The 26836-nt window shown below is 51.3% G+C and carries 21 protein-coding genes and 1 other RNA gene; 11 read left to right on the forward strand and 11 right to left on the reverse strand.

The window, feature by feature from the left end:
• Positions 1 to 292 precede the first annotated feature (292 nt).
• Both pykF and GW590_RS18325 read left to right on the forward strand, forming a co-directional pair.
• Positions 293 to 1705, forward strand: a complete 1413-nt coding sequence (pykF, locus tag GW590_RS18320; RefSeq protein WP_169404523.1) for a pyruvate kinase PykF — start codon at positions 293 to 295, stop codon at positions 1703 to 1705.
• Between the two features lie 293 nt (positions 1706 to 1998).
• Positions 1999 to 2235 carry a major outer membrane lipoprotein gene (locus GW590_RS18325; protein ID WP_169404524.1) on the forward strand — a complete coding sequence of 79 codons (237 nt, stop codon included), beginning with the start codon at positions 1999 to 2001 and terminating at the stop codon, positions 2233 to 2235.
• Between the two features lie 291 nt (positions 2236 to 2526).
• On the opposite strand, the gene GW590_RS18330 is transcribed toward GW590_RS18325, so the two are convergent.
• The 7 genes from GW590_RS18330 to sufA form a co-directional block, all read right to left on the reverse strand.
• Positions 2527 to 3546, reverse strand: a complete 1020-nt coding sequence (locus tag GW590_RS18330; protein WP_169404525.1) for a L,D-transpeptidase family protein — start codon at positions 3544 to 3546, stop codon at positions 2527 to 2529.
• 297 nt (positions 3547 to 3843) lie between these two features.
• Entirely contained in the window at positions 3844 to 4260 is a 417-nt protein-coding gene (sufE, locus tag GW590_RS18335; RefSeq protein WP_169404526.1) for a cysteine desulfuration protein SufE, read from the reverse strand.
• An 88-nt stretch (positions 4261 to 4348) separates the two neighbouring features.
• Positions 4349 to 5569, reverse strand: a complete 1221-nt coding sequence (gene sufS / locus GW590_RS18340) for a cysteine desulfurase SufS (protein WP_169404527.1) — start codon at positions 5567 to 5569, stop codon at positions 4349 to 4351.
• On the reverse strand, positions 5569 to 6870 hold the full coding sequence (gene sufD, locus GW590_RS18345) for a Fe-S cluster assembly protein SufD (protein WP_169404528.1): 1302 nt from the start codon (positions 6868 to 6870) through the stop codon (positions 5569 to 5571). Before sufD ends, sufS begins: the two co-directional genes overlap by 1 nt.
• Entirely contained in the window at positions 6845 to 7591 is a 747-nt protein-coding gene (gene sufC, locus GW590_RS18350) for a Fe-S cluster assembly ATPase SufC (RefSeq protein ID WP_169404529.1), read from the reverse strand. Before sufC ends, sufD begins: the two co-directional genes overlap by 26 nt.
• A gap of 99 nt (positions 7592 to 7690) precedes the next feature.
• Entirely contained in the window at positions 7691 to 9214 is a 1524-nt protein-coding gene (sufB, locus tag GW590_RS18355; protein ID WP_169404530.1) for a Fe-S cluster assembly protein SufB, read from the reverse strand.
• Positions 9215 to 9244: 30 nt separating this feature from the next.
• Entirely contained in the window at positions 9245 to 9616 is a 372-nt protein-coding gene (sufA, locus tag GW590_RS18360; RefSeq protein ID WP_169404531.1) for a Fe-S cluster assembly scaffold SufA, read from the reverse strand.
• 459 nt (positions 9617 to 10075) lie between these two features.
• Here sufA and GW590_RS18365 point away from each other — a divergent pair, with 459 nt between their 5' ends.
• A complete protein-coding gene (locus GW590_RS18365) occupies positions 10076 to 10480 on the forward strand; it encodes a hypothetical protein (protein WP_169404532.1) in 405 nt (134 codons plus the stop codon).
• A 114-nt stretch (positions 10481 to 10594) separates the two neighbouring features.
• Here the strand turns inward: GW590_RS18365 and GW590_RS18370 are convergent, their stop codons facing one another.
• Both GW590_RS18370 and ydiJ read right to left on the reverse strand, forming a co-directional pair.
• Positions 10595 to 11014, reverse strand: a complete 420-nt coding sequence (locus GW590_RS18370; protein ID WP_169404533.1) for a hotdog fold thioesterase — start codon at positions 11012 to 11014, stop codon at positions 10595 to 10597.
• A 28-nt stretch (positions 11015 to 11042) separates the two neighbouring features.
• On the reverse strand, positions 11043 to 14099 hold the full coding sequence (ydiJ, locus tag GW590_RS18375) for a D-2-hydroxyglutarate dehydrogenase YdiJ (protein WP_169404534.1): 3057 nt from the start codon (positions 14097 to 14099) through the stop codon (positions 11043 to 11045).
• Between the two features lie 388 nt (positions 14100 to 14487).
• On the opposite strand from ydiJ, the gene ydiK reads away from it, so the two are divergent.
• Together ydiK and rprA are read left to right on the forward strand one after the other, a co-directional pair.
• Complete coding sequence (gene ydiK / locus GW590_RS18380) at positions 14488 to 15585, forward strand: AI-2E family transporter YdiK (RefSeq protein WP_169404535.1); 1098 nt, start codon at positions 14488 to 14490, stop codon at positions 15583 to 15585.
• A 246-nt stretch (positions 15586 to 15831) separates the two neighbouring features.
• An RNA gene (gene rprA, locus GW590_RS18385) (antisense sRNA RprA) lies at positions 15832 to 15939 on the forward strand.
• Positions 15940 to 16187: 248 nt separating this feature from the next.
• Here rprA and ppsA read toward each other — a convergent pair.
• The gene (ppsA, locus tag GW590_RS18390) at positions 16188 to 18563 is read right to left on the reverse strand and encodes a phosphoenolpyruvate synthase (protein ID WP_169404536.1); all 2376 of its coding nucleotides are present in this window, start codon (positions 18561 to 18563) and stop codon (positions 16188 to 16190) included.
• A gap of 680 nt (positions 18564 to 19243) precedes the next feature.
• Between ppsA and ppsR the strand changes: the two genes are divergently transcribed.
• The 6 genes from ppsR to GW590_RS18420 all read left to right on the forward strand — a co-directional run bounded on the left by ppsR (position 19244) and on the right by GW590_RS18420 (position 25269).
• A complete protein-coding gene (ppsR, locus tag GW590_RS18395) occupies positions 19244 to 20065 on the forward strand; it encodes a posphoenolpyruvate synthetase regulatory kinase/phosphorylase PpsR (protein WP_169404537.1) in 822 nt (273 codons plus the stop codon).
• A 202-nt stretch (positions 20066 to 20267) separates the two neighbouring features.
• Positions 20268 to 21320 (forward strand): 3-deoxy-7-phosphoheptulonate synthase, encoded by a 1053-nt coding sequence (locus GW590_RS18400; RefSeq protein WP_169404538.1) that lies wholly within the window; start codon positions 20268 to 20270, stop codon positions 21318 to 21320.
• 284 nt (positions 21321 to 21604) lie between these two features.
• Positions 21605 to 22636 (forward strand): hemin-degrading factor, encoded by a 1032-nt coding sequence (locus GW590_RS18405; RefSeq protein ID WP_169404539.1) that lies wholly within the window; start codon positions 21605 to 21607, stop codon positions 22634 to 22636.
• Positions 22633 to 23463 carry a heme/hemin ABC transporter substrate-binding protein gene (locus GW590_RS18410; RefSeq protein WP_235955987.1) on the forward strand — a complete coding sequence of 277 codons (831 nt, stop codon included), beginning with the start codon at positions 22633 to 22635 and terminating at the stop codon, positions 23461 to 23463. Before GW590_RS18405 ends, GW590_RS18410 begins: the two co-directional genes overlap by 4 nt.
• Positions 23460 to 24488 (forward strand): FecCD family ABC transporter permease, encoded by a 1029-nt coding sequence (locus GW590_RS18415; protein WP_169404541.1) that lies wholly within the window; start codon positions 23460 to 23462, stop codon positions 24486 to 24488. Before GW590_RS18410 ends, GW590_RS18415 begins: the two co-directional genes overlap by 4 nt.
• Positions 24481 to 25269, forward strand: a complete 789-nt coding sequence (locus tag GW590_RS18420; RefSeq protein ID WP_169404542.1) for a heme ABC transporter ATP-binding protein — start codon at positions 24481 to 24483, stop codon at positions 25267 to 25269. The genes GW590_RS18415 and GW590_RS18420 overlap by 8 nt, the downstream gene beginning before the upstream one ends.
• 34 nt (positions 25270 to 25303) lie before the next feature.
• Here the strand turns inward: GW590_RS18420 and GW590_RS18425 are convergent, their stop codons facing one another.
• Positions 25304 to 26746: a protein adenylyltransferase SelO gene (locus GW590_RS18425; RefSeq protein ID WP_169404543.1), complete on the reverse strand. Its 1443-nt coding sequence runs from the start codon at positions 26744 to 26746 to the stop codon at positions 25304 to 25306.
• Between the last annotated feature and the right edge of the window lie 90 nt (positions 26747 to 26836).

Raw genomic sequence — 26836 nt, forward strand, 5'->3', positions numbered from 1 at the left:
AGCCATATAACTGGCACAGTTCCTAGATTGAATGGATTCAGCCTCTTGATCTATCAATACCGTCATATAACAAACGTTTTCACGAATGAAACGATTAAAACTCGTCCAGATAACTGCGCGCCCGTCAAACTTTACACAGCATTTCTCCTGCAATCGCCTATTCTTAGTAATGTTTTGCTTAAATTGATGTGTTTCTTAAACCAGGTCACAACCCCATTCAGCGTAAAAGGCATATACTTCGCTGCCTTGCGCTCTCTAATCCAATCCATCTCAACTTGTAGAAAGAATCGTCATGAAAAAGACTAAAATTGTTTGTACTATCGGACCAAAAACCGAATCCGAAGAAATGCTGACTAAACTGCTTGATGCAGGTATGAACGTCATGCGTTTGAACTTTTCTCACGGTGATTACGAAGAGCACGGTCAACGCATTAAAAATATCCGTAATGTAATGCAGAAGACCGGTCACAAAGCAGGCATCTTGCTTGATACCAAAGGCCCGGAAATTCGCACCATCAAACTGGAAGGCGGCAAAGACGCTTCTCTGGTTGCCGGTCAGACATTTGTCTTCACTACCGATCAGAGCGTAGTAGGCAATAACGAACGCGTCGCTGTTACTTATGCCGGCTTCGCCGCCGATCTGAAAGTCGGCAATATCGTGCTGGTTGATGATGGTTTGATCGGTATGGAAGTTACTGCCGTCAGCGAAACCGAAGTAACCTGTAAAGTACTGAACAACGGTGATCTGGGCGAAAACAAAGGCGTTAACCTGCCAGGCGTTTCTATTGCCCTGCCAGCCTTGGCTGAAAAAGACAAACGCGACCTGATTTTTGGTTGTGAGCAAGGCGTCGATTTCGTCGCTGCGTCTTTTATCCGTAAACGTTCAGATGTGGTAGAAATTCGCGAACACCTGAAAGCCAACGGTGGCGAACACATCCAGATCATCTCTAAAATTGAAAACCAGGAAGGCCTGAACAACTTCGACGAGATCCTTGAAGCCTCTGACGGCATCATGGTCGCGCGTGGTGACCTCGGCGTTGAAATCCCGGTAGAAGAAGTTATTTTCGCGCAGAAAATGATGATTGAGAAATGTAACCGTGCTCGTAAAGTGGTTATCACTGCAACGCAGATGCTCGACTCAATGATCAAAAACCCACGTCCAACCCGCGCAGAAGCTGGTGACGTTGCCAACGCCATCATCGACGGTACTGATGCCGTGATGCTGTCTGGTGAAAGCGCCAAGGGTAAATATCCTCTTGAAGCCGTGACCATCATGGCGACCATCTGCGAACGTACCGATCGCGTAATGCAAAGCCGCATTGAAGGTCAAACTGACAGCCGTAAACTGCGCATCACCGAAGCAGTTTGTCGCGGTGCTGTTGAAATGGCTGAAAAACTGGACTCACCACTGATTGTGGTTGCCACTAACGGCGGCAAATCAGCCAAGGCAGTACGTAAATACTTCCCACACGCCACCATCCTGGCGCTGACCACCAATGAAGTGACCGCTCGTCAGTTAATTCTGTCCAAAGGCGTAGTCACTCAGCTGGTCAAAGAAATTGCCTCAACTGACGATTTCTACCGCATCGGTAAAGAAGCGGCAATCGAAAGTGGCCTGGCGCAAAAAGGCGACGTAGTGGTCATGGTTTCCGGTGCTTTAGTGCAAAGTGGCACCACCAATACCTCTTCTGTACACGTTGTCTAACGACTTCTCTGCTTAAAATTTGATAAACGCCGCGACATGCGGCGTTTTTTTTTGACTTTTTTTTGCGGTTTTTTTCAGTGGCGGTCAAACAGGATGTTCTGAAAATGGGATAAGTCTCATGGAATAAGGCTGTTTTAGCTGATGTTTTTTAACTTTTATGTAAAAAAAGGTGCTTCTTTGAGCGAACGAGCAAAATAAAGCATTCGACGATAAAAATTTATTCTCATTAGAAAAAGGTTTGTGTAATACTTGTAACGCTACATGGAGATTAACTTAATCTAGAGGGTTTTATAATGAATCGCACTAAACTGGTACTGGGCGCAGTAATTCTGGCTTCTACTCTGCTGGCTGGTTGTTCAAGCAATGCTAAAATCGACCAACTGTCTTCTGACGTTTCAACTCTGAACTCTAAAGTTGACCAGTTGAGCAACGATGTTGCTGCAATCAAATCTGACGTTCAGGCAGCTAAAGACGACGCAGCACGCGCTAACCAACGTCTTGACAACCAAGCACACGCTTACAAGAAGTAATAATTACTTCTCTATCAATGGCGCACATAGTGCGCCATTTTTTTTGCCTGTTATCCCCCGCCATGTTCTTCCCCTGCTGAAAGCGCCTCAACGGCTCACACAGCTGTGATAGCCGTCACAACTACCATCCTTCAACCAATACAAATTAAATAGCTTAAAACGACGCTCAGGGGCTTTTACTGGCTATCTGCCAGCCAGAGATCGTCCCTACTGACCCTACCACATAAAAAAAGGGCTATAATTAGCCCCCTCGTAGCTCTGCCCTTAAATCGGGGGCTATTTTTTGAACAGCTATTGCCGATATGCGGTGGTGACGTTGGCTGCCGCAGCGCTATTGGCAGTTTCAGGAGTCGCTATCTTTGCCGCGCTATCGCTCTCCGCCACGCCTTTGTTCACCAGGATAGGCATCCCCGAGCGGCGTACCATGGCGTTTTTCAGCATCTCCTGGTTAGTTTCTGCATTGCTTTTGAATTTCTTTAACCCGGCAGTGATGGCAATCGGCATTGTCTGCGGATCGTCTTTTGCGGTATGGGAAAGCGGTTGATGAACTTCTATGTAGCGTTTCCCGTCAGGTTCAACGTCAAATTTCACCGGTTGGTTGATGATCTGCACGCGGGTGCCCTTGGGAACGCTATTGAACAAGGCTTCGATATCCGTTGGCCGCAGACGAATGCAGCCGGAGCTAACACGCATGCCGATGCCAAAGTCGGCATTGGTGCCATGGATAAGATATTGCCCCTTGCCAGCCGACAAGCGCATGGCAAACAACCCCATTGGGTTATCAGGTCCGGCTGGCACCACCCCTGGCAGCGTGATCCCCTGCTCTTTTAAATAAATTTTGCGAATATTCACCGTCGGCGTCCAGGTGGGGTTAGGGATTTTCTGACTAACCGAGGTGATCATTTCTGGAGTATTACGCCCCAACTGGCCAATACCTATGGGATAGACGATGACCTTGTCCTGGTCTTTGGGATAGTAATAGAGGCGTAACTCCGCCAGATTGACCACTATACCTTCGCGCTTGGTATCGGGCAGCAGCATTTGGCTGGGGATAGTCAATACCGTTCCTGCCTTGGGCAGATAAGGATCAACCCCGGGATTGGCTTCCAGCATGGCAATCAGCCCTATCTGGTATTTGGCGGCCACCGCTTCCAGCGGCTTGCCATCATTGGGCACAACGTAGGTGGTATTCTCGCCGATTAGTCGGCTATTTTCAGCGGGCAGCGCATACTCGGCAGCCTGTGTGCTGGTGATCCCGGCGGCCAGTAGGCTGGCGAAAAGTGTTGCCATTAGAGGGGGGGATAATTTCATGCTTATTCCTGCTCAGCAAAGTTATCGGACCGATTCATCAGTTACCTGACGGGCCTTTCATTGTGTGAGTTAATACTAGCAGTCATGGCGGCAAAAACAATTTACGCGTCTAAAATCAACGCGTTACAAAACGTCCTTACTCACAGGCAATAAGGAATAATCAGCAATTAAACTGCTGAAAAATCACAACTAAATCAGAGGGGGAAAAGAACGGCTGAGAGAATCAGCCCGACTCATTAGCAGAAGATTCCTAACAAGTCGGGCTATAAAGCGCAGAGAACAGGTAACGCGACGTCGTTAAACCATTGCCGCGGCTTTTGCGCGGATAGCACGGATCATTGCTTCCAGGCCCTGAGAACGCGAGGGAGTAAGATGTTGGCTAAGCTCGAGCTCGGCAAAGAAAGGACGGACATCCAGCGCCATCACTTCCGCAGCGGTCAAGCCACTGTACAGGCTAAATACAATCGCCAGCAGTCCTTTGACAATCGCGGCATCACTATCACCCGAGAATGTCAGCTGACCATTATCGCTGCCATGCATCACAATCCACACCTGGCTTTGGCAGCCGGAGATCAGGTATTGCTCCTGACGATCTTCGGCGCTTAAAGGGGCAAGCTGCGCCCCCAGCTCGATGACGTACAAGTATTTCTCTTCCCAGTTAGGACAACGGGAAAAGTTTCTGACTAATTTCTGTTTATCTGGCAAATTTGCCATAAAAAACCACCCTGCTGATCACTGGCATCGCGACATTTTGCGGAATAAGGGTACATCGCCTCTTACGCTTGCGTAAGCGCTGACAGAGTTAACCCAGAAGCAGGCTAATGCGTTTCAGTCCTGCCACCAAACGGTCAACTTCTTCACGGGTATTATACATCGCAAGAGAAGCACGACACATGGCCGGTACGCCATAGAACGACATTAATGGCATGGCGCAGTGATGACCGGTGCGGATGGCGATACCGTATTGGTCAAGAAAACTGCCAACATCGTAGGCATGGTGTTTACCGAGATTAAAGGCAATTACCCCGGAGCGTACCGCCGGTCCATAAATATGGATATCGGGGATCTCGGCCATCGCCTCAAGCGCATAGTTCATTAATGCCTGTTCATAATCATGGATAGCGTCCAGGCCAAGGGCGTTAACGTAGTCAAACGCCGCGCCCAGTCCCATCATGCCACCGGTATTTGGCGAGCCAGCCTCGAAACGCCATGGCGCTTTCACATAGGTGGTGCCTTCCGTCAGGCTGACGTGTTTGATCATCGACCCACCGCCTTCCCAGGGTGGCATCTGGTCAAGCAGCGCGGCTTTGCCGTACAGAATACCAATACCGGTCGGGCCATAGAGCTTATGACCGGAGAACACGTAGAAATCGCAGTCCAATGCCTGCACATCCACCTTATGGTGCATCACCGCCTGCGCCCCATCCACCAGCACATACAAACCTGCGGCCTTGGCCTGAGGAATAATGGTTTCCAGCGGGTTACGCGTCCCCAGAACGTTTGAGACATGGGCCAATGCCAGCAGTCGGGTTTGCGGCGTCAGCAAAGAAGCAAACTGATCGAGATCCAGCTCGCCCTCTGGCGTTAAATGCCAGACATCAATGTGCAAACCGCGTTCCTGGGCCAGCATTTGCCAGGGAACGATATTGGCGTGATGCTCCATCTCGGTGATAATAATGCGGTCACCGGCGGAGAGCATAGTGCGGCCAAAGGTATTGGCGACCAGATTAATGGCTTCGGTGGCCCCTTTGACAAACACGATCTCTTCGGCGGAGGCGGCATTGATAAATGCCGCCGCCTGCTTGCGCACATTTTCCATCTGCTCAGTGGCTTCGACGCTGAGCGTATGAATGCCACGATGCACGGCGGCATAGTCGTGAAGGTAGAATTCACGTTCGCGATCGATAACCTGCAGCGGCTTCTGTGCACTGGCCGCACTGTCCAGGTAGGCTAACGGCTGGCCGTTAACTTCGCGGCTCAGCAGCGGAAAATCACTACGCACTCTGTCCAATGGAAACGTCATCACTTACCTCGATTCAGTCGGTCCGCAATCCGTGCAATAACCACCTCACGCAGCGTCTCATTTTGAATGGCTTCGGTCAGCTCAGCGGCAAAAGCAAAAATAATCATGTTACGTGCGTCTAGCCCACTGATCCCGCGGGCACGAAGATAAAATAGCTGTTCTTCGTCCATGCGACCCACGGTAGCACCGTGCCCGCATTTGACGTCATCGGCAAAGATAACCAGCTGTGGCTTGGTATCCACTTCCGCCTGCTTGCTGAGCAGCAGGTTATTGTTGGTCATTTTACCGTCGGTTTTAACCGCGCCTTTGGCCACCTGGATCATGCCGTTGAACACCGCTTTGGCACGGTCATTGACAATCACCTTGTGCAACTGGTGACTATTGCAATAGCCCTTGTTGTGCTCGAGATAGGTGCGGGTATCGGCAATCTCGCTGTCAACAGGCAGCAGCAAGCTATTAATATTCAGATCGCTGCCCTCGCCATTAAGCTGGGCGCTGGTGTGATGGCGGGTTAAGCCGGCACCCAGCAGGAAGCTATGGCTGGCAACGCGAGCATCACGGCCAATCAGCAGGTCGTTATGGGCAAAATGGAAACTGGCCTGACTTTCAAACGACAGTTTGTAATGGGTAAAATCGGCATTATCGCCAATATTTGCCGTCAGACGCGCACCGGTAAAGTGACCGCTCTCGCCGAGACTGGCATAATGCTCAATCACTTCGGCATGGGCACCGCGTTCAATCATCAGGTGATAACGATGATGAATGCTGTTCACTTCACGGGACTTTTCACGACCACTGCTGATATGCAGCAAATACAAAGGCTTGGCTGCTTGTTTGCCGGCAGGAAGACGTATTTTAAGTCCGTCCTGCGCCAGACTCTCGGTCAAATGCAGAAAGACTTCTGACTCAATCGCTTCAGGCAAAGTTTGTTGACTGGCTGGCGTGAGTTTTTCAATTTCAAACTCACCGCTGTCGCTATCGCTTAGCTCAGCGTCAAAACGGCCATCAACAAACACCAGACGATAGGTGTCGAGCGGCAGCGCCAGCGATTTAAGCACATCGGCAGATAATGTCTGCTTTTCTGGCGCAAAAAACTGATTACCGAGCAGCGGTGCTACCGGGGTATATTTCCAGTTTTCCAGCTTGGCATGGGGGAAACCCAGGCGCAGAACTTGCTGCCAGTGGTTATGGGCATGTACGGAATGTTCGCCACCGGCGCTTTCAAACAGGCGGTAAAACTGCTGCATGGCATGCGAGCTACCGGCTGCCGGTACATTACTCTTGGTCGGTAAGCCAGCCATAACCCTGCTCCTCTAATTGTTTAACCAGGCTGAAATCACCGGATTTTACAATGCGGCCCTGCCACAGCACGTGCACGAAGTCAGGTTTGATATAGTCGAGAATACGCTGGTAGTGAGTCACGATAATAAATGAGCGTTTACCGTCACGCAGCGCGTTAACGCCGCCGGAAACGATTTTTAACGCATCGATATCCAGACCGGAGTCGGTTTCATCGAGAATGCACAGGCTTGGTTCAAGCGCGGCCATTTGCAAAATATCATTACGCTTTTTCTCGCCACCGGAGAAACCGACGTTAACAGAACGACTTAACAAGTCGGCTGGCATTTTCAGCAGGGCAATTTTCTCATCCATAAAGTCGGCAAAATCAAAGCGATCCATCGGCGGCTGGTCACGGTATTTACGCACCGCATTAACCGCAGTTTGCAGGAAGAAATGGTTACTGACGCCGGGAATTTCCACCGGGTATTGAAACGCCATAAACACGCCTTCACCGGCACGATCTTCAGGATCCAGTTCCAGCAGATTTTTGCCGTTGAATTCGACACTGCCTTCCGTCACTTGATAATCTTCACGGCCCGCAAGGGTAGCAGAAAGGGTACTTTTACCTGAGCCGTTCGGGCCCATAATGGCATGTACTTCCCCTGGCTTGATCTCGAGATCCAGCCCTTTAAGAATTTCCTTCTCTTCTACACGGACCTTTAAATTCTTGATGCTTAACATGTGTATCCTTGATTTTGCGTCTTTGCGCTCTTGATTCTGCTGTGCTTATGCTTGGTTGCTTTTCTTTGCATCAACAAAGAAAAGTCGCTCGGGCCGGACTTACCCGACGCTGTGTTCAAGGCTGATGGCCAGAAGTTTTTGCGCCTCAACGGCAAACTCGAGCGGCAGTTCAGAAAACACATCCTTACAAAAACCGTTAACAATCATCGAGATGGCATCATCTTCACTGATCCCGCGCTGCAGGCAGTAGAAGAGCTGATCTTCACCGATTTTCGATGTTGTCGCTTCGTGTTCCAGCTGCGCGCTGTTATTACGCACCTCAATATAAGGGAAGGTATGCGCGCCACAGTCCGCTCCAATCAGCATGGAATCGCACTGGGTAAAGTTACGGGCGTTCTCTGCCGAAGGCAGGATTTTAACCAGGCCACGATAGGTGTTTTCGCTGCGTCCCGCCGAAATACCTTTGGCAATAATGGTTGACCGGGTGTTTTTACCAATGTGGATCATCTTGGTCCCGGTGTCCGCCTGCTGCTTGCCGCTGGTCAAGGCAACAGAGAAAAATTCACCAATAGAGTTATCCCCTTTGAGAATAACGCTCGGGTATTTCCAGGTAATCGCCGAACCGGTTTCCGACTGGGTCCAGGACATTTTCGAGCCCGAACCTTCGCAAATCGCGCGTTTGGTAACAAAGTTAAGAATACCACCGCTGCTCTCTTCACTGCCCGAGAACCAGTTTTGCACCGTGGAGTACTTCACTTCGGCATCTTTGTGAATAATGACTTCCACCACTGCCGCATGCAGCTGATAGCTGTCACGTACCGGGGCCGAGCAACCTTCGATATAGCTGACATAACTGCCTTCATCGGCAATCAGGATGGTGCGTTCGAATTGGCCGGTTTTGGCGGCGTTAATACGGAAATAGGTCGACAGCTCCATTGGGCAACGCACACCTTTGGGAATGTAGACAAAGGTGCCATCAGAAGCGACCGCAGCGTTCAGGGCGGCAAAGAAGTTATCTTCCGGCGGCACTACGCTACCGAGATACTGTTTGACCAGTTCCGGATATTCGTGGATGGCTTCGCCAAAGGAACAGAAAATCACCCCGGATTCCGCCAGCTTTTCACGGTAGGTGGTCGACACTGATACCGAGTCAAAAATGGCGTCAACGGCCACTTCTTTGCCTTCACGTACCGGCACGCCCAACTGGTCAAAGGCTTTTTCGACTTCGCTGGTCAGGAAGTTCTTGCCGTCAAGGGCGGGAACCCCGAGTGAATCTGCCGTCGACTGCTGCGTCGCCCCTGGTTGGGATCCACAGGTATCATCACAGCTGCCGCAAGACGGCGCGGAATAATAGCTGTAGTCCTGATAGTCCAAAGGGGTGTATTCGCCTTTAAGCCAATGTGGTTCTTCCATTTTGAGCCAAGCATGATAAGCCTGCAGACGAAACTCCAGCATCCATTCCGGCTCTTTACGTTTTGCGGAAATGGCACGCACAACATCTTCATTGATGCCGGACGCAAGTTCATCGGTTGCCAGCGCGGTGAAAAATCCTTCCTTGTATTTATTCCCATCGCCAACCCAAGACTGCACATTGTCTGGAATTTCTACGTTGCTTCGTGACATGTTGGTTACATCGCTTCGATTACATTAGAATTACAGGCCAAAGCTTTCGCCACACCCACAGGCATGTTGAGCTTTAGGATTATTGAACTTAAAGATCTGGTTCAGTCCCTCACGGACAAAATCCACCTCAGTTCCATCAATGAAAGGCATGGCTTTCAAAGGAATATACAAATGAGCGCCGTCGTGCTCAAACAGCAGATCGTCGCTGGCCGGCTGCTTGGTTAAATCGAGTACATAAGCAAAACCCGCACAGCCCGACTGTTTAACGGAGAGCTGTAACCCTTTGACTTCAGGGTCCTGCTGCATCAATGTTTTCACCTGGCTGGCTGCGGAATCAGTCAGCGTCACACCTTGCCATACGTTGTCATCCAATGAGAACGTGCCGACAGTTTCGGTTTGCATCTGTTCTACCTCATAGATATCAGGTTATTAATAGACAACCCTAATACTCTCTATTTTAGTGATTACAAAAATCACTTCAACCTCTTGTTTTAAGAGGGTATAGCCATTACGTGCGGCAAAGAGTCTCAGGAGTGTCGGTAATATACATTTCGACATTTTTGACGATCTGCAAAACAGGTCATCAACTGATTGAATAAGTTGTCAATTTTTTGTTAAGAAAACCCAAGCGATGAATTAAACCGACATTTCTGTCCTACTGTTTTACTACGTTTAAACATTCATCGGAAATACCTATTTATTAATTTCTTATTCCCTATCGTCCAATATGGCTCTTTTTGACCATTAACCCCACAATAAATAAGGTCAAAAAAAGGAGATAGAAAACATTGATCCGCTGCATTTTTGCCAATATGATGATTTGAATATGATAATAGTTATCATTCAAACTGGAATGTACACATGGCTCTATCAATTAATGCGTGGTTGCAGGGTAAAATCGACGAGTATAAATTCACCGTTCGCGATGCCACCGTCGACTATTATATGGCCGACGCAGCATTAAAACGCCCTGACGCCGATATAAGCCAGCTAAAAGGCTACAATAGTCTTTGTCTGGATAGGGCCAATATTTGCCTGCAAAACGGTGACGATCCCAGCTATCTTCACGCTTTATGCAAACTGCATAACCGTTTGATACTGGAAATTAATAACCCTCAACGCAATGAGCTGTTTCGTATACAAAGCTACCACTTTGCTCGCCACACATTAAAAATGATCTGCCGCTATTATGCCATGATGGGCATCTGGGACAAAGCAACAGCGTTTCAAACCGATTTTGTAAAACGGGTTCCTTTTCAACTTTGATAACTGACGACAGAATAAACTTACTGTTTACAGGGTTAATAGCCCACCAATAAATAAGGGTGCTGGCCAATAAATGCCACCACCCTTGATTATTATTTTAGCACTAAAGGTCAGTTATAGGTCTATTACGGCAGTGGTCAGTCGTGAAATACAGCAAAGATGCTCATTTTCATCAAATATCTTTATTTCCCACACCTGATTTCTGCGCCCAAGATGCAATGCCCGGCATACACCTTTAACCCGACCGCGATGGGCAGCACGCAGATGATTGGCATTGACCTCAATGCCGACAATCTGCTGGTCGCCTTTGGTGCACAGATATCCCGCTATAGAGCCCAGCGACTCCGCCAACACCACCGAGGCCCCACCGTGCAACAGTTTAAACGGCTGCGTGGTGCGCTCATCTACCGGCATGGTCGCTTCAAGGCGATCTTCTGTCAGCAGGGTATATTCAATACCCAGGTGCCCCACCATGCACCCCTGACTGGTTTTATTCAGTTCTTCGAGGGTCGTCTCGCGTTTCCATAGTGCCACGTCTATATTCTCCTCTTCTACGCCACGATTAACGGATCATCTCAACCAATGCCTGCAAGGGATGGCGCAGACCATTGCCTTCAATACGCTTGACCTGGCTACGGCAGGAATAGCCGGTAGCCAGACAACGCTGGCGCGGTAAACGCTGCAAAGACTTATGCCAGGAAAGCTCGTAAATCCCGAGGGAGTTTTCAATATTTTTGGCTTCGTGGCCGTAGGTTCCCGCCATACCGCAGCAGCCTACACTGACATTTTCCAGCTTGGCACCAAAGCGGGCAAAAATATCGGCCCATTGCTTAGTGCTGGTTGGCAGCGCGGTACTTTCGGTACAGTGACCAAACAGATACCAGGACTCGCCGCTTTGCTGCATCTCTGGCCGGTCAGCCAGCAGCGTGGTCAGCCATTCGTGCACCAGCTGCACCTGGAAAGATCCCCGTGATTCACCGAGTATCTCCTGATATTCGTCGCGGTAGCAAAGTACCAGTGCAGGATCGACCCCCACCAATGGCATACCGAGCTGCGCAATACGGTTAAGGAATATTGAGGTTTTTCTCGCCGTTTTGGCAAAGCGCTGCAAGAAGCCTTTAATATGCTGCGCCTTGCCATTAGGGGAAAATGGCAACAGTACCGGTTTGAGTTTCAGCTTTTCAACCAGACGCACAAAGTCAGCGACCACTTTCGCATCGTAATAGCTGGTAAAGGGATCCTGCACGATTAACACATATTGTGCGCGGTCAGCCGGGGCAATTTTTTCCAGTTGCTCCAGCGTCATGGTGATGGCGCTGTGCCCGGAAAGCTGTTGCCGCAGAGTCGGCGTGGACAGCAACGGCAGATCCACCATGCCAATAGTGTTACGGCTAAGTTCACGTACCCACGGCTGTTTAAAGAAGAAGTTAAACACTTTCGGTGCCCGCGCCATCAATGGCGTATAGCTTTCAACGCCGGCCACCAGGTAATCGCGCGCCGGGCGCAGGTAGCGGGTGTGATAAAGCTGCAAAAAGCGCGAACGGAATCCTGGCACATCAATTTTGATTGGACACTGCGTCGAGCAGGCTTTACATGCCAGACAACCCGACATGGCCTCTTTGACTTCATGAGAGAAATCGTACTCGCCTTTGCTGGCGTACCAGCTGTTACGGGTCTTGTCGATCAGGGTTCTAAAGCTGATGCCTTTGTTGGGTAACGCCTGCTCCAGGGCCACCGGATCGACGCCCTGCTCCGCCAATAATCTTAGCCATTCACGCACCAGACCCGCCCGACCTTTTGGCGAATGGATACGGCTGCCGGTGATTTTCATTGACGGGCACATTGGACTTTTGACATCAAAGTTAAAGCACAGCCCGTTACCGTTACACTCCATTGCGCCGCGAAAGGCGCTGCGCACTGCCACAGGGATGCGGCGGTCGAGGGTGCCGCGCTTGGCGGCATCCACTTTCATCATCGGTTCATCACAGTCCAGCGGTGGGCAAATTTTACCCGGATTAAGACGGTTTGCCGGATCGAAGGCGGTTTTGATACGACGTAATTCATGAAACAGCTCATCGCCAAAAAATGCCGGGCTGTATTCGGCACGGAAACCTTTGCCGTGTTCGCCCCACAGTAAACCACCATATTTGGCGGTCAGCGCCACAACCTGGTCGGAAATCTCTTTCAGCAGGATCTCTTGCTGGGGATCGCACATATCCAGCGCCGGACGAACATGCAATACCCCGGCGTCAACATGACCAAACATGCCGTAGCTCAGGTGATGACTGTCGAGTAGCGCACGAAACTCGACGATATAGTCGGCAAGATGCTGAGGTGGCACGCAGGTATCTTCGGCAAAAGGCAGCGGCTTGGCAGCCCCTTTGGCGTTGCCCAGCAGACCAACGGATTTTTTGCGCATATTATAGATACGCTCAATACCCGCCAGATCGGCACAAATCTGATAGCCGATAACCCCGGCGTCCTGACTGTGGATTAAATCATCAAGGCGTTCACACAGGGACTCCACTTGTTTATCGATCATATCGCGGTCGTTACCGGCGAATTCGACAATATTCAGTCCCTGCATATCTTTACCCGGCACATCGGTAATGTAATCGCGTACCGTATGCCAGACGATATCTTCCCGCGCCAGGTTAAGCACTTTCGAATCCACTGTTTCTACCGACAGCGCCTGGGCCTCCACCATAAAAGGCGCATTGCGCAAGGCAGAGTTAAAGGAATCATATTTGATATTTACCAGCCGCCGGACTTTAGGGATCGGGGTAATATTCAGCCGTGCTTCGGTGATAAAGGCCAACGTCCCTTCAGAGCCGGTTAAAATTCGCGTTAAATCGAAGGTTTGCAGATCATCGCTTAATACGTGGCGCAGGTCATAACCGGTGAGGAAGCGGTTAAGTTTAGGAAATTTATTAATGACCAGTTGACGGTTTTCGCGACAGCTATCAAGCACGGTGCGATAGATTTGACCCACAACGGAGTTTTCTTGCCCCAGCTGTTGCGCCAGTTCAATAGCCATTGCCTGGGTGTCAATCATATCGCCACCCAGCACCACCGCCCGCAGACCCAGCACATGATCCGAAGTTTTACCGTAAACCAGCGAACCCTGCCCCGAGGCGTCGGTGTTGATCATGCCCCCCAGGGTAGCGCGGTTGCTGGTAGAGAGTTCCGGCGAGAAAAAGTAACCCAGCGGACGCAGATAGTCATTGAGCTGGTCTTTGATCACCCCCGCTTCTACCTTGACCCATCCGGCTTCGATATCGACATCGAGAATACGGTTCATATGACGGGACATATCCACCACAATGCCCCGGTTCAGCGCTTGCCCGTTGGTACCGGTACCGCCACCGCGCGGGGTAAATACCAGCGTTTTAAACCTTTCCTGGCCCGCCAGACGAGCCAGCAGCGCAACATCGGAAGTGGCGCGGGGAAAAAGCACCGCATCCGGCAATAGCTGATAAATACTGTTATCGGTGGCCATGGTCAGACGATCGGCGTAGCTGGTGGCCATATCGCCGGTAAAACCGTCTTGTTTTAACGTGTCCAAAAAGTCGAGCACCAACTGAATGACGCCGGGTGCCTGAGAAATTTGTGGGATCATTGATTACGACTCTGTCTTTGTTGTTGTGTGCTGGCCGGTAGGCGGCCGAGGATCCGCCATGCGGGCCCATCCTGTCAAAACCCAAGCTAAAAACTAACATACTTCGATTTGTCGCGCTCCGTCTCGTTGCCATTAAAGATAAATTTTGACAAACCAGGGGATAAAATCAGACCCGCTGCTATGTTCAAAAGCGGCGGAATACTCCATGCTAATGTCCCCTGATATTTTTCAGTTTGCCCGGGTATTGGCAACCCGCACTCTGCCTCTGGTTATCCACCGAAGGGAGGTCGAAACCGCGCGGGCAATACAATGAAATTTCGTGGGTATTGCGCTTTTTTGAAGCCATTTTAGTGGCTATCTGGCTTTGCTTTTTAGATGAGAATGACTGATGAACCTCCCGAATAAGCGTTATGATTTACCGCAAATCATGTTTGGCGTGCTATTTATTGCGCTTATGACCATCGCCAGCATCTGGGTGGTACAGCCCTTTGTCCTCGGTTTTGCCTGGGCGGGCATGGTGGTGATTGCCACCTGGCCGCTGATGATAAAAATTCAGTCGATACTCTGGGGGCGTCGCATACTCTCGGTTATCGTGATGACCCTGTTGCTGATCTTGCTGTTTGTGTTGCCTATTGCCTTGTTGATCACCAGCGCCATTGAAAACGGTGCCCCGCTGGTCAAGTTGGCCAGCAACCCGTCGCAGCTGCATATGCCCAATTTTGCCTGGCTGCATGCCATTCCCCTGGTAGGTGATAAAGCCTATAGCGGCTGGCATACCCTGATTAACAGCGGCGGTAGCGCCCTGATGGCCAGGGTTCAGCCCTATATCGGGCAAACAGCCGGTTGGTTTGTGGCTCAGGCGGCGCATCTCGGTCGCTTTATTCTGCACTGTTCCTTGATGCTGTTATTCAGCGCCCTGCTCTATAGCCGCGGTGAACAGGTTGGTATGGGCATCCGCCACTTTGCGGTACGTCTGGCAGGCGATCGCGGTGACGCTGCGGTTATTCTGGCCGGACAAGCCATTCGCGCCGTGGCATTGGGGGTGGTAGTGACCGCCATTGTGCAATCAGTGTTGGGCGGTATCGGCCTGGCAATTGCAGGATTTCAATATGCCACGGTATTAACGGTGGTGATGTTTGTCTGCTGCGTGGCACAAATTGGTCCACTGCTGGTATTGATACCGGCGATTGTCTGGCTCTACTGGACCGGGGATAATACCTGGGGCACCATCTTGCTGGTGTGGAGCTGCGTGGTCGGCTCGCTTGATAGCGTATTACGCCCGGTGCTAATCCGTATGGGTGCCGACTTGCCAATGCTGTTGATTCTGTCTGGGGTCATTGGCGGTTTAGTCGCCTTTGGCATGATCGGGCTGTTTATTGGTCCGGTGGTACTGGCGGTATCCTATCGACTGATTTCGCTGTGGATTAATGAAGCGCCCGAACCAGAAAAAGATCTCGAAGAGGTCAATAAATTACTTGGCGAATAAAATCGCCATGCTGCATGGCGTGCGGCAATAAGTCCTCCCAATAGCACATTGCAAAACACCCGGTTCGATTGCAATGTGCTAAATAATACGGATATCAGCAAGAAAATATTGCCAAAGGTATCTGTCATTCCCCCAAGACCAGCCCCGCTGCCATTGTTAAATAATAAAGTCGCCTCGGTGTAAATAATTCCTATTAAGAAAAATCTTACATACTAAACGGCGTAGGAACCTTAGTATTATTGACAGTTAGGATTTCAACCCCCTGTTTTATATGCTGGCTTTCCCCTGAGCACGCATACCCCAGAATTGCTGTGTGTAGTCTTTGCCTGTCTCCTATGATGGGCTTTTTTTTTATCTTTTTATCGCATTCGCGGACATTCTCTCTACATTATTTTAAAATATAAAATAATTTTTAGCCTTATCCTGCTGACTCTCTTTTTAATTCTTAGGTAATTAATGCGGTGATATTTTTATTGCACCTGGATCGGCGCCTATGCACAAAATAAAAAAAGCCGCCAATGCCAGGAATAACGCATTGACGGCTTGATTAATATGGGTCACCCAACCTTAGTTGACCATAAAGTGGGTAGTTGCGCTGGCGATTATTTATTCGCCAACGCCAGCCAGGTCTGCACCACGGTATCCGGATTTAAAGACAGGCTATCAATACCTTCATCCATCAACCACTGGGCAAAGTCCTGATGGTCAGATGGACCCTGTCCACAGATACCGACATATTTACCCTGTTTTTTCGCCGCCTTAATCGCCATCGACAGCAAAATTTTCACTGCTTGGTTACGTTCATCAAACAGCTCCGACACCACGCCAGAGTCACGATCGAGACCCAACGTTAGTTGCGTCATATCGTTGGAGCCAATCGAGAAACCGTCAAAGTGCTCAAGGAACTGGTCCGCCAACAGGGCGTTAGAAGGGATTTCGCACATCATAATCACCTTCAGGCCATTCTCGCCGCGCTTAAGCCCCTGATTTTCGAGTTCCTTGACCACAGCCTCAGCCTGAGCCACAGTGCGCACGAAGGGGATCATCACTTCAACGTTAGTCAGATCCATATCGTTACGTACCCGTTTCACGGCTTCACACTCCAGGGCAAAGCATTCACGGAAGTTATCAGAGACATAACGACCCGCCCCGCGGAAACCAAGCATTGGGTTTTCTTCATGAGGTTCGTATTTTTCGCCACCAACCAGATTGGCGTATTCGTTGGATTTAAAATCTGACAAACGCACAATTACTCGTTTTGGCCAGAAGGCTGCTGCCAGCGTGGCGATACCCTCGGTCAAACGGGCAACATAATACTCAACCGGTGAATCATAACCCTGAATAAGTTTACCGATTTGTTCCTGCAGCTCCGGCTCCTGCTTGTCAAATTCCAGCAAGGCTTTGGGATGCACGCCGATCATGCGGTTGATAATAAATTCCAGACGCGCCAGGCCGACACCTTCATTTGGCAGACAGGCAAAGTCAAACGCCCGGTCTGGGTTACCGATGTTCATCATGATTTTCAGCGGCAACTCAGGCAACTCATTGACTTCGGAGCTTTGCACACTGAAGTCCAGTTGATCCTCATAGACATAGCCGGTATCACCTTCAGAACATGACACCGTGACCTTCTGGTTTTCCTTTAGGCGTTCAGTGGCATCACCACAGCCAACCACCGCCGGGATCCCCAATTCACGGGCAATGATTGCCGCATGACAGGTACGGCCACCGCGATTGGTGACAATCGCCGAGGCTTTTTTCATAATCGGTTCCCAATCGGGATCCGTCATATCGGTCACCAGAATATCCCCGGCCTTCACGCGGTGCATTTCACTGATATTGTGAATGATCTTCACCGGTCCGGCGCCAATACGCTGACCAATGGCGCGACCTTCCACCAGCACTTTGCTTTTGCCATTAAGCTGATAGCGTTCCATTACCTGCCCACCAGAACGCACGGTTTCCGGACGCGCCTGGACAATATAGAGCTTGTCGTTATGGCCGTCTTTGGCCCACTCGATATCCATCGGGCGACCATAGTGTTTTTCAATCAGCAAGGCCTGACGCGCCAAATCCTGGATCTCCTGATCGGTCAGAGAGAAACGCTGGCTCAGGGCTTCCGGCACATCTTCGATGCGCACTTGCTTGCCATGCTCCTGGCTGTCGGCATACACCATGCGGATTTTCTTTGATCCCATGGTCCGGCGGACGATAGCCGGTTTGTTTTTCGCCAGCGTCGGTTTATGCACATAGAATTCATCCGGGTTGACCGCTCCCTGCACCACCATCTCACCCAGGCCATAAGCCGAGGTGATAAACACCACCTGATCAAAGCCGGACTCGGTATCAATGGTGAACATCACGCCAGAGGCGGACAAATCGGAGCGCACCATCCGCTGCACCCCCGCCGATAGCGCCACACCACGGTGATCGTAGCCCTGATGCACACGGTATGAGATGGCACGATCGTTAAACAGGGAGGCATAAACGTGTTTGACAGCGATAAGGATCGCCTCAAAGCCCTGCACATTAAGAAAGGTTTCCTGCTGCCCGGCAAAAGAGGCATCCGGCATATCTTCCGCCGTTGCCGAGGAGCGTACGGCAAAAGTGGCGTCCGGTTCCCCCTCTGACAATTGTTGATAGGCATCGCGGATGTCCTTTTCCAACTGGGCCTGGAAAGGGGTTTCTACAATCCATTGTCGGATCTGGGCGCCTGCCTTGGCCAGCTCTGTGACATCATCAATATCGGTTTGATCGAGCAAGTCATAGATACGCTTATTAACGCCACTTTGATCGAGGAAATCGTTAAACGCCTGAGATGAAGTAGCAAAACCGTTGGGCACCGACACACCCAGATCGGTCAGGTTGGTGATCATCTCCCCGAGGGAGGCATTTTTGCCCCCGACTTTATCAACGTCGTGCATACCCAACTGGTTGTACCAGATGACATTGCGCAAATCAGCATCGAGATTGGCCATGAAACAATCCTTTAAATTTTTAGTTCGAAAATTAGAGACTGCGTTTAGGCGTGTTGCCAATGGGGCATAACACAATGGCGCGACACGTCTGGTATACAAAAAATTTATTAAATCGATGAGTTGAGCTGCACTCAACTATTTCAGCCTAGCATAATCATCCATAGCAATAAGACAGGTGAATCGATACAGCTAATCAATATTTTTTTGCTTTCAGACTATTCCCCGAGTTTTATCCAACTGTTGCGATAAATTATGAATTATTGTTGAAAATCAGGCATAAAAGTGTAGTTTATTGCCCCTTTTGTACCCAGCAAGCCGTTTGCTGATGGCTTGCTGAACGTTGTCAAAAACCGAGTAGCACGGTTAAATAATTTAAAATGTCATTTTATTATTTCCGGGAAGTGATCACCAAAATTATAACTATTGTTTGGTCGCGGCCGACGACAAGTCCGTAGTTTGAATACGGCAGCACTGCGCAATGTCGCGAATTGATAAAACTCCCGTCGGCAAACTTTTTTATTACGCGAAAACGCGCTAATAATGAAATCACTCTACGCTGGGTTAATGGCTATTTATCGCTATCCACCCGCAATAAGAACAAATTTCGTCGGCAACGGGCGATTCTCGCCCGGTTGTCATCTTCAATTTGCCTGACGGGCACAAAAAAATCGGGATAAAACGTGGACAGATGTGTGTTTTATATTTCGGATGGTACGGCGATCACGGCTGAAGTGTTGGGCCACGCCGTGTTGTCGCAGTTTCCGGTCAATGCCACCACCTTTTCACTGCCTTTTGTGGAAAATGAAGGTCGGGCGAAAGCGGTGTGCCAACAGATTAATGATATCTACGCCAAAACCGGGGTAAGGCCGCTGGTCTTCTACTCGATTATTTCCACTGAGGTGCGCAATATCATCGCCGCCAGCGAGGGGTTTTGTCAGGATATTGTGCAGGCCCTGGTGGCACCGTTGCAAAATGAGCTGGGTGTGGATCCGATGCCGGTGGCTAATCGCACCCACGGTTTGACCGCCAACAATATCAATAAGTATGACGCCCGTATTGCGGCCATTGACTACACGTTGGCCCACGATGACGGCATCTCGTTGCGTAATCTCGATCAGGCTCAGATTATCCTGTTGGGGGTATCGCGCTGCGGCAAAACACCGACCAGCCTTTATCTCGCCTTACAGTTTGGCATCCGCGCGGCAAACTATCCCTTTACTGCGGATGATATGGATAATATTCAGCTTCCCGCCGCGTTAAAACCGCATCAGCATAAACTTTATGGTCTGACTATCGATCCGGAACGCCTTGCGGCCATACGTCAGGAACGGGTGGAAAACAGCCGCTATGCGTCTTTGCGACAGTGCCGAATGGAAGTTTCCGAAGTGGAGGCGTTGTTTCGTAAAAACCAGATCCGCTATCTCAACAGCACCAACTATTCTGTCGAAGAGATCTCGGCAAAAATCCTCGATAGTTTTGGTATGAGTCGGCGTATGTACTAGGAACGCTGCCAGGCGGTGATGCGTAAATGGCCCTGATGTCCGTGATCGTCAGCAGAAAAATGGACCTTTTATGCGGATTTTTACTGATTTAAACGACATTCACCGCCGACAAGAGTTGAATTGCTTCGGTTTTGAGTTATTGTGATCGCCATCACTTCCCGGTACTCCTGCCGCAGCGAAGAAAAAAATTTCAGAGAATCACATGTCACAAACAGATGAACTGCGTACGACGCGCATCGATCGCCTGATTACGCCACAAGCCCTGGCAGAAAAATTACCGGTTTCGCTTGCTGTGGCAACACAGGTCACGACCTCACGTCAGCGTATTGAAAAGATTATCAGCGGTGAAGACCAGCGTTTGCTGGTTGTTGTCGGCCCCTGCTCTATCCATGATATAGAAGCCGCCCTGGATTACGCCGGGAAACTCAATGTATTGCGTGAAAAATACCAGGACCGCCTGGAAATTGTGATGCGCACCTATTTTGAGAAACCCCGTACCGTCGTCGGCTGGAAAGGCCTGATCTCCGATCCGGATCTCAATGGCAGCTACCGCGTTAATCACGGTATCGAACTTGCCCGCAAGGTTTTACTGGCTATTAATGAAATGGGGATGCCGACGGCCACCGAGTTCCTCGATATGGTAATTGGTCAATATCTGGCCGATTTAATCAGTTGGGGAGCCATTGGCGCACGTACCACCGAAAGCCAAATCCACCGTGAAATGGCCTCGGCGCTCTCTTGCCCTGTCGGTTTTAAAAATGGTACCGATGGTAATACCCGTATTGCTATCGATGCCATCCGCGCCTCACGGGTCAGCCATATGTTCCTGTCGCCGGATAAAAGCGGGCAGATGACTATCTACCGTACATCAGGCAATCCGTATGGTCACATCATTATGCGCGGTGGCAAGAAACCCAACTATCATGCCGAAGACGTCGCGCAGGCCTGTGCCAATCTGGCGGAGTTTGATCTGCCGCAGCGGCTGGTGGTGGATTTTAGCCACGGCAACTGTCAAAAGCAGCACCGCCGTCAACTGCAGGTTGCCGAAGATATCTGCCAGCAAATCCGTAGCGGAAGCAAACGTATCGCCGGGATTATGGCAGAAAGCTTCCTGCAAGAAGGGACTCAGCCGGTGAGCGCAGATGCCCCGCTGATTTATGGCAAATCGATCACCGATCCCTGCCTGAGCTGGGAAGATACCGAAACGCTGCTGGCCATGTTGGCTGAGGCTACCGACAGCCGTTTTACCGCTTAGTCCACCGAATTTACGACCCCACAGGCGCTGCCTTGGGGTCGTAGCTTGTTGACTGCCGCGCCATGTTCGCGTATTGCGCTGCTGAATCAAGCCATGCCTGTTGCTATTTATCCCCTGCTGCATCCTGCCATTTCTGTTCCCCTCCCCACAGAGTGATCTGCCATCCAGGTTATCAAATTTCACTTGCTGTAAAATCGCGTTAACATGATAATGATTATTAAGATGATATTGATTACCATTACCAACAAATGATTATATTGCCTATTCCAGCGCGAGAGATGCCCATGCCACCAATCAGCCATGAAACTTATCTGCACATTAAAGCCCAAAACCCGGGTAAATATGCCCGCGATTTAGCCGCACTTTTACATATCAGCGAGGCTGAACTGATCGACTCGCGGGTGTCCTTTGATGCCCTCCGGCTGGATAGCGATGCCCGCACCCTGCTCGCCGCTTTGGCAAAGGTCGGCGAGGTCAAGGCGATCACCCGCAATGGATTTGCCGTTCATGAGCAGGTAGGTGAGTATAAAAACCAGCAGTTGGAGGGGCACGCCGGTTTGATCCTCAATCCCCGCGCGCTGGATTTGCGACTGTTTCTTAGTCACTGGCAGAGCATCTATGCCTTGAGTGAAGACTCGGCCCAAGGAATACGCCATAGCCTGCAATTTTTTGATTTACAGGGCACAGCGGTACATAAAATCTATGCCACCGCGGCAACCCATCTCGACCAATGGGCAGCATTAATTGAAAAATATCAGGCCAAAAACCCCTTGCCGCTGCGGGTAGAATCCGCGCCACAAACTGACAGCGATAACGGTGATACTGCCGGGCTCGACGCCGAATGGCGGCAAATGACCGATATTCATCAGTTCTTTCCGTTATTACGTCGGCGCCAGCTTACCCGGCAACAGGCTTTTCGCGCCGTCAGTGATGAGCTGGCTTATCAGGTAGGCAATGAGTCGCTAACGCAGATCCTGCATGCCGCTGCACAAGATAATAATGAAATTATGATCTTTGTCGGCAACAAAGGCTGCGTGCAGATTTTCACCGGTGGTATTGATCGGGTTACGCCACATGGCGAGTGGATTAATGTCTTTAATGATCGTTTTACGCTGCATGTGCTCGCCAGCGCGATTGCAGAAAGTTGGGTAACCCGCAAACCGACCCGCGACGGTTATGTCACCAGCCTCGAGCTGTTTGCCGCCGATGGCAGTCAAATTGCGCAATTGTTTGGGCAACGCAGCGAAGGTGATCACGAACAACGCCAATGGCGCGATCAGATTGCCACCCTGACCCCACAAGGGGCCACCGCATGAAACTTCACTGGAAAATAGCCTGTGCTGTCCTGTGTTTGGCGGTGTTATCGCCCCTGCACGCCGCGCAACGGATTGTCAGCATCGGCGGTGACGTCACCGAAATTATCTATGCGCTAGGCGCAGGCAGTGAACTTGTGGCCCGCGACAGCACCAGTACTCATCCTGAGCAAGCAGGCAAACTGCCCGATGTCGGCTATATGCGTCAACTTAATGCCGAGGGGATTTTGTCGATGCAGCCGACGCTGGTGCTGGCTTCTGACCTCGCCCAGCCTTCGCTGGCATTACAACAGGTGGCGCAAAGCCAGGTTCAGGTTGTTCACGTCCCCGGTACTGCCACGCTGGATACGGTAGCAGAGAAAATCAGGGTGATTGCCGCTGCCCTGCATCGTGAAACGCAAGGTGCACAATTGATTGCCAGCTATCATCAGCAACTGGCGGCAGTCAAACGCAGTGCGCTGCCGGTAAAAGTGCTGTTTATCCTCAGCCACGGAGGTATGAGTTCGATGGTCGCCGGGCAGGATACCGCCGCTGAAGCGATAATTACCTCAGCGGGGGCGCAAAATGCCATGCAGGGCTTCAGTCGCTATCGCCCGCTTTCTCAGGAGGGCATTGTCGCCGCTGCGCCCGATTTGCTGCTGTTGACTGGCGATGGTGTGCGTACCCTCGGCGGGCTGGACAATGTGTGGAAACTTCCCGGAATGGCGATGACCCCGGCAGGTAAAAACCGACGGGTACTGGTCGTAGATGATATGGCACTGCTGGGGTTTGGCCTGCAGACACCGGCCGTGCTGGCCCGTCTTCGCCAGGCTGCGGAACAGGTAAAATGAGCAGCATCAGCGGTGCTGTCCATGCGCGGCTACCGGTGCAGGTCTGGGTATTGCTGGGATTGGCGGCACTTTTGATCCTACTGGCAGTGATCGCCGCCAGCAGTGGCGCGATTACCGTTTCGTTAAGCGCTTTGCTGCACCGCCCTTTCGATAACCCTTTATGGCAAGTCTGGGTCACGATCCGTCTGCCACGCGTGCTGCTGGCAATGGTCGTCGGCTGTGGCCTCGCCTGCTCGGGCACCGTGATGCAAGGGGTGTTCCGTAATCCCCTCGCCGATCCCGGACTATTGGGTATCAGCAGCGGAGCCGCGTTGTTTGTCGCCCTGCTGATCGTTCTGCCTTTACCTCTACCGCCGTTTCTGGCGCTGTATAGTCAGATGCTGGCAGCATTTTGCGGCAGTCTTGCGGTCTCCTTGCTGGTGTTTTTGCTTAGTCGCCTGGGACAACAGGGTCTGTCGCGACTGCTGCTGGCTGGTATTGCCATCAATGCCATTTGCGGTGCGGCGGTGGGCGTATTGACTTTTATCAGCAACGACAGTCAGCTGCGGCAGTTTTCCCTATGGACCATGGGCTCACTCGGTCAGGCACAGTGGTCAACCCTGATCGTCGCCGCCTCGGTGATCGTTCCCGCCAGCATCGCCATTCAATGTCTTGGCCGTCAGTTGAATCTGCTGCAATTGGGTGATGAAGACGCCCACTATCTGGGGGTCAACGTCCGCCGTATTCAGCGTTTCCTGCTATTTTTCAGCGCCCTGCTGGTAGGTGCCTGTGTGGCAGTATGCGGCATTATAGGATTTATTGGCCTGGTTATTCCTCATCTGCTGCGCATGCATATAGGTGCCGACCATCGCTGGTTGCTGCCGGGTTCGGCGCTGGGGGGCGCCTGTCTGCTGCTGCTGGCCGATACCCTGGCGCGCACACTGGTAGCACCGGCGGAAATGCCGGTGGGTCTGCTCACCGCGTTACTGGGCGGTCCTTATTTTCTGTGGCTGATTTTACGCTCGCGAGGACAACGCCATGATTGATAATATGAGCATGCTGCAGGCCAGTCATCTTTGCTATCGCGCGGGAAATCGGCCACTGATCAGTGATATTTCATTGCAGTTAGCCAGTGGCCAACTGGTGGCGCTGATTGGTCCCAATGGGGCAGGTAAATCGACCTTGCTGCGCTTGCTTACCGGCTATCTGACGCCAGAGTCGGGCAGTTGTCTGCTGCAAGGTCGGGCGCTGTCCGCCTGGAACCCGCTGGAGCTGGCGCGAATACGCGCGGTGATGCGACAAGGCAGTGAACTGGCCTTTGGCTACAGTGTGCGAGAGGTGGTCAGTCTGGGCCGATCGCCACACAACAATCGGCAGCTACAGCGTGCATTGCAGCAGGTATTGACGCAAACGGATTGTCTGTCTCTCGCCGAACGGGATTATGGGCAGCTCTCTGCCGGGGAACAACAGCGTGTCCAGCTTGCCCGGGTATTGATTCAACTTTGGAGCGACACTCCTGCGCCGCGCTGGCTGTTTCTTGATGAGCCAACTTCGGCGCTGGATCTCTACCACCAGCAACACAGCCTGCGTCTATTGCGCCATTTAACTCGACAGTCCCCCCTGGCCGTGTGTTGTGTGCTGCACGATCTCAATCTGGCGGCGCTTTATGCCGACAGGATCCTGCTGTTACATCAGGGCAGGTTGGTGGCGGCAGGGACACCGGCACAGGTGCTGCAAAGCGAAATTTTGCAGCGCTGGTATGGTGCGGACCTCGGCGTGGTCAGCCATCCGGAACAGCCGATCCCGCAGATATTTTTGCGACAATAACTGCCGCCAGGCTATAACTGACAGCAGTATTACGCTAGCTGGAGCAAGACACCTCAATATGCTTGCCCCAATCCGGTGGCATGGCCGCCATGGCATCGAAGCGGCTGTCGTCGCTATAAGGATTTTGCAGCGCCAGATGCAGCGCCTGCAAGGCACTGATATCCCCTTGCTCTGCGCCTTCGATAGCCTGCTGCGCCAGATAGTTGCGTAAAATAATGCGCGGATTGGCCAACTTCATGGCCTGTTGCCTGAGGGCATCATCGCGTTCATCCAGCAGCAGGCGCTGACGATAAGCCTGATACCAGTTATCGAACGCTGCACGGTCAATAAACTCATCGCGCAATAGCGTACCGGCGTCCGACGGCACGACATCACTGAGCAAACGGAAGGTACGTGTATAGTCACACCGCTCTTTCGCCATCAGGCTCAGCAGTCCGGTCAGTAAGCCGTTGTCTTGTTTGTTCTCGGTAAAAAAGCCCAGTTTGGCGCGCATCAACAAGCCATATTCGGCCATCAGCGCAGGCTCATAAGCGGCGAGGGCTGCCTGCAAGCTTTCGGTAGACATCAGGCCGGACAAGGCCTGCGCCAGCCGATGCAGATTCCAGTAGGCCACCGCTGGCTGATTATCAAAGCTGTAACGTCCCTGGTGATCAGTGTGGTTGCAGATAAAATCGGGCTGGTAGTCATCAAGAAAACCATAAGGACCAAAATCGAGAGTCAGACCGAGGATCGACATATTATCGGTATTCATAACACCGTGTGCGAAGCCGACGCTTTGCCATTTGGCCATCAATCTGGCGGTACGTTCAACCACATCTTTAAACCAGGATTGATAGCGGTCAACCTCACCGCTTAGCTGCGGCCAATGATGCTCGATGGTGTAGTCGGCCAGTTGCACGACCTGTTCTGGCTGCTTGCGGTAATAAAAATGCTCAAAATGACCAAAGCGGATATGGCTTTCGGCAATACGCATCAGCATGGCACCCTGTTCGACCTGCTCGCGGAAAACCGGCTCCTCGCTGGTAACAATCGTCAGCGCGCGGGTGGTAGGGATCGCCAGATAGTGCAGTGCTTCAGAAGCCAGAAACTCGCGGACCACTGAACGCAGCACGGCGCGGCCATCCCCCATGCGGGAATAGGGCGTCAGACCAGCGCCTTTCAGATGCCAGTCAAGATAACGGCCGTCTGCCAATTTTTGTTCACCAAGCAGCAAGCCCCGGCCATCTCCCAGTTGTCCGGCCCAGACACCAAACTGATGGCCACTGTAGACCTGCGCCAATGGCCGCATCCCGGCAAAACGCCGTTCCCCGCTCCAATAGGCGCTATTTTCGGCATTGAATAGCGCGCTATCCAGTCCCAGTTCGGCAGCTAAAGGGGCGCTGTGATACAACAAGCGCGCGCCTTTAAGCGGCGTTGGCTCAAGTTCAGTGTAAAAACCGGGTAATTGGTCGAGATAACGATGTTCGAATTGCGGCATAGGCTCCTCTCTTTTTATTAAGTGTAGAGGGCTTCGTCGGGGATTAACACGGAGTAACAGCAGGGATATAACGACAAAAGACCATTATTA

The organism is Rouxiella aceris (genome assembly GCF_012933545.1).
Classification (GTDB): Bacteria; Pseudomonadota; Gammaproteobacteria; order Enterobacterales; family Enterobacteriaceae; genus Rouxiella; species Rouxiella aceris.

Excerpts from the sequence above, each read along its gene's own strand:
- pykF (WP_169404523.1), top strand. The coding sequence starts at position 293 with ATGAAAAAGACTAAAATTGTTTGTACTATCGGACCAAAAACCGAATCC.
- GW590_RS18325 (WP_169404524.1), top strand. The coding sequence starts at position 1,999 with ATGAATCGCACTAAACTGGTACTGGGCGCAGTAATTCTGGCTTCTACT.
- GW590_RS18330 (WP_169404525.1), bottom strand. The coding sequence starts at position 3,546 with ATGAAATTATCCCCCCCTCTAATGGCAACACTTTTCGCCAGCCTACTG.
- sufE (WP_169404526.1), bottom strand. The coding sequence starts at position 4,260 with ATGGCAAATTTGCCAGATAAACAGAAATTAGTCAGAAACTTTTCCCGT.
- sufS (WP_169404527.1), bottom strand. The coding sequence starts at position 5,569 with ATGACGTTTCCATTGGACAGAGTGCGTAGTGATTTTCCGCTGCTGAGC.
- sufD (WP_169404528.1), bottom strand. The coding sequence starts at position 6,870 with ATGGCTGGCTTACCGACCAAGAGTAATGTACCGGCAGCCGGTAGCTCG.
- sufC (WP_169404529.1), bottom strand. The coding sequence starts at position 7,591 with ATGTTAAGCATCAAGAATTTAAAGGTCCGTGTAGAAGAGAAGGAAATT.
- sufB (WP_169404530.1), bottom strand. The coding sequence starts at position 9,214 with ATGTCACGAAGCAACGTAGAAATTCCAGACAATGTGCAGTCTTGGGTT.
- sufA (WP_169404531.1), bottom strand. The coding sequence starts at position 9,616 with ATGCAAACCGAAACTGTCGGCACGTTCTCATTGGATGACAACGTATGG.
- GW590_RS18365 (WP_169404532.1), top strand. The coding sequence starts at position 10,076 with ATGGCTCTATCAATTAATGCGTGGTTGCAGGGTAAAATCGACGAGTAT.
- ydiJ (WP_169404534.1), bottom strand. The coding sequence starts at position 14,099 with ATGATCCCACAAATTTCTCAGGCACCCGGCGTCATTCAGTTGGTGCTC.
- ydiK (WP_169404535.1), top strand. The coding sequence starts at position 14,488 with ATGAACCTCCCGAATAAGCGTTATGATTTACCGCAAATCATGTTTGGC.
- ppsA (WP_169404536.1), bottom strand. The coding sequence starts at position 18,563 with ATGGCCAATCTCGATGCTGATTTGCGCAATGTCATCTGGTACAACCAG.
- GW590_RS18400 (WP_169404538.1), top strand. The coding sequence starts at position 20,268 with ATGTCACAAACAGATGAACTGCGTACGACGCGCATCGATCGCCTGATT.
- GW590_RS18405 (WP_169404539.1), top strand. The coding sequence starts at position 21,605 with ATGCCACCAATCAGCCATGAAACTTATCTGCACATTAAAGCCCAAAAC.
- GW590_RS18410 (WP_235955987.1), top strand. The coding sequence starts at position 22,633 with ATGAAACTTCACTGGAAAATAGCCTGTGCTGTCCTGTGTTTGGCGGTG.
- GW590_RS18415 (WP_169404541.1), top strand. The coding sequence starts at position 23,460 with ATGAGCAGCATCAGCGGTGCTGTCCATGCGCGGCTACCGGTGCAGGTC.
- GW590_RS18420 (WP_169404542.1), top strand. The coding sequence starts at position 24,481 with ATGATTGATAATATGAGCATGCTGCAGGCCAGTCATCTTTGCTATCGC.
- GW590_RS18425 (WP_169404543.1), bottom strand. The coding sequence starts at position 26,746 with ATGCCGCAATTCGAACATCGTTATCTCGACCAATTACCCGGTTTTTAC.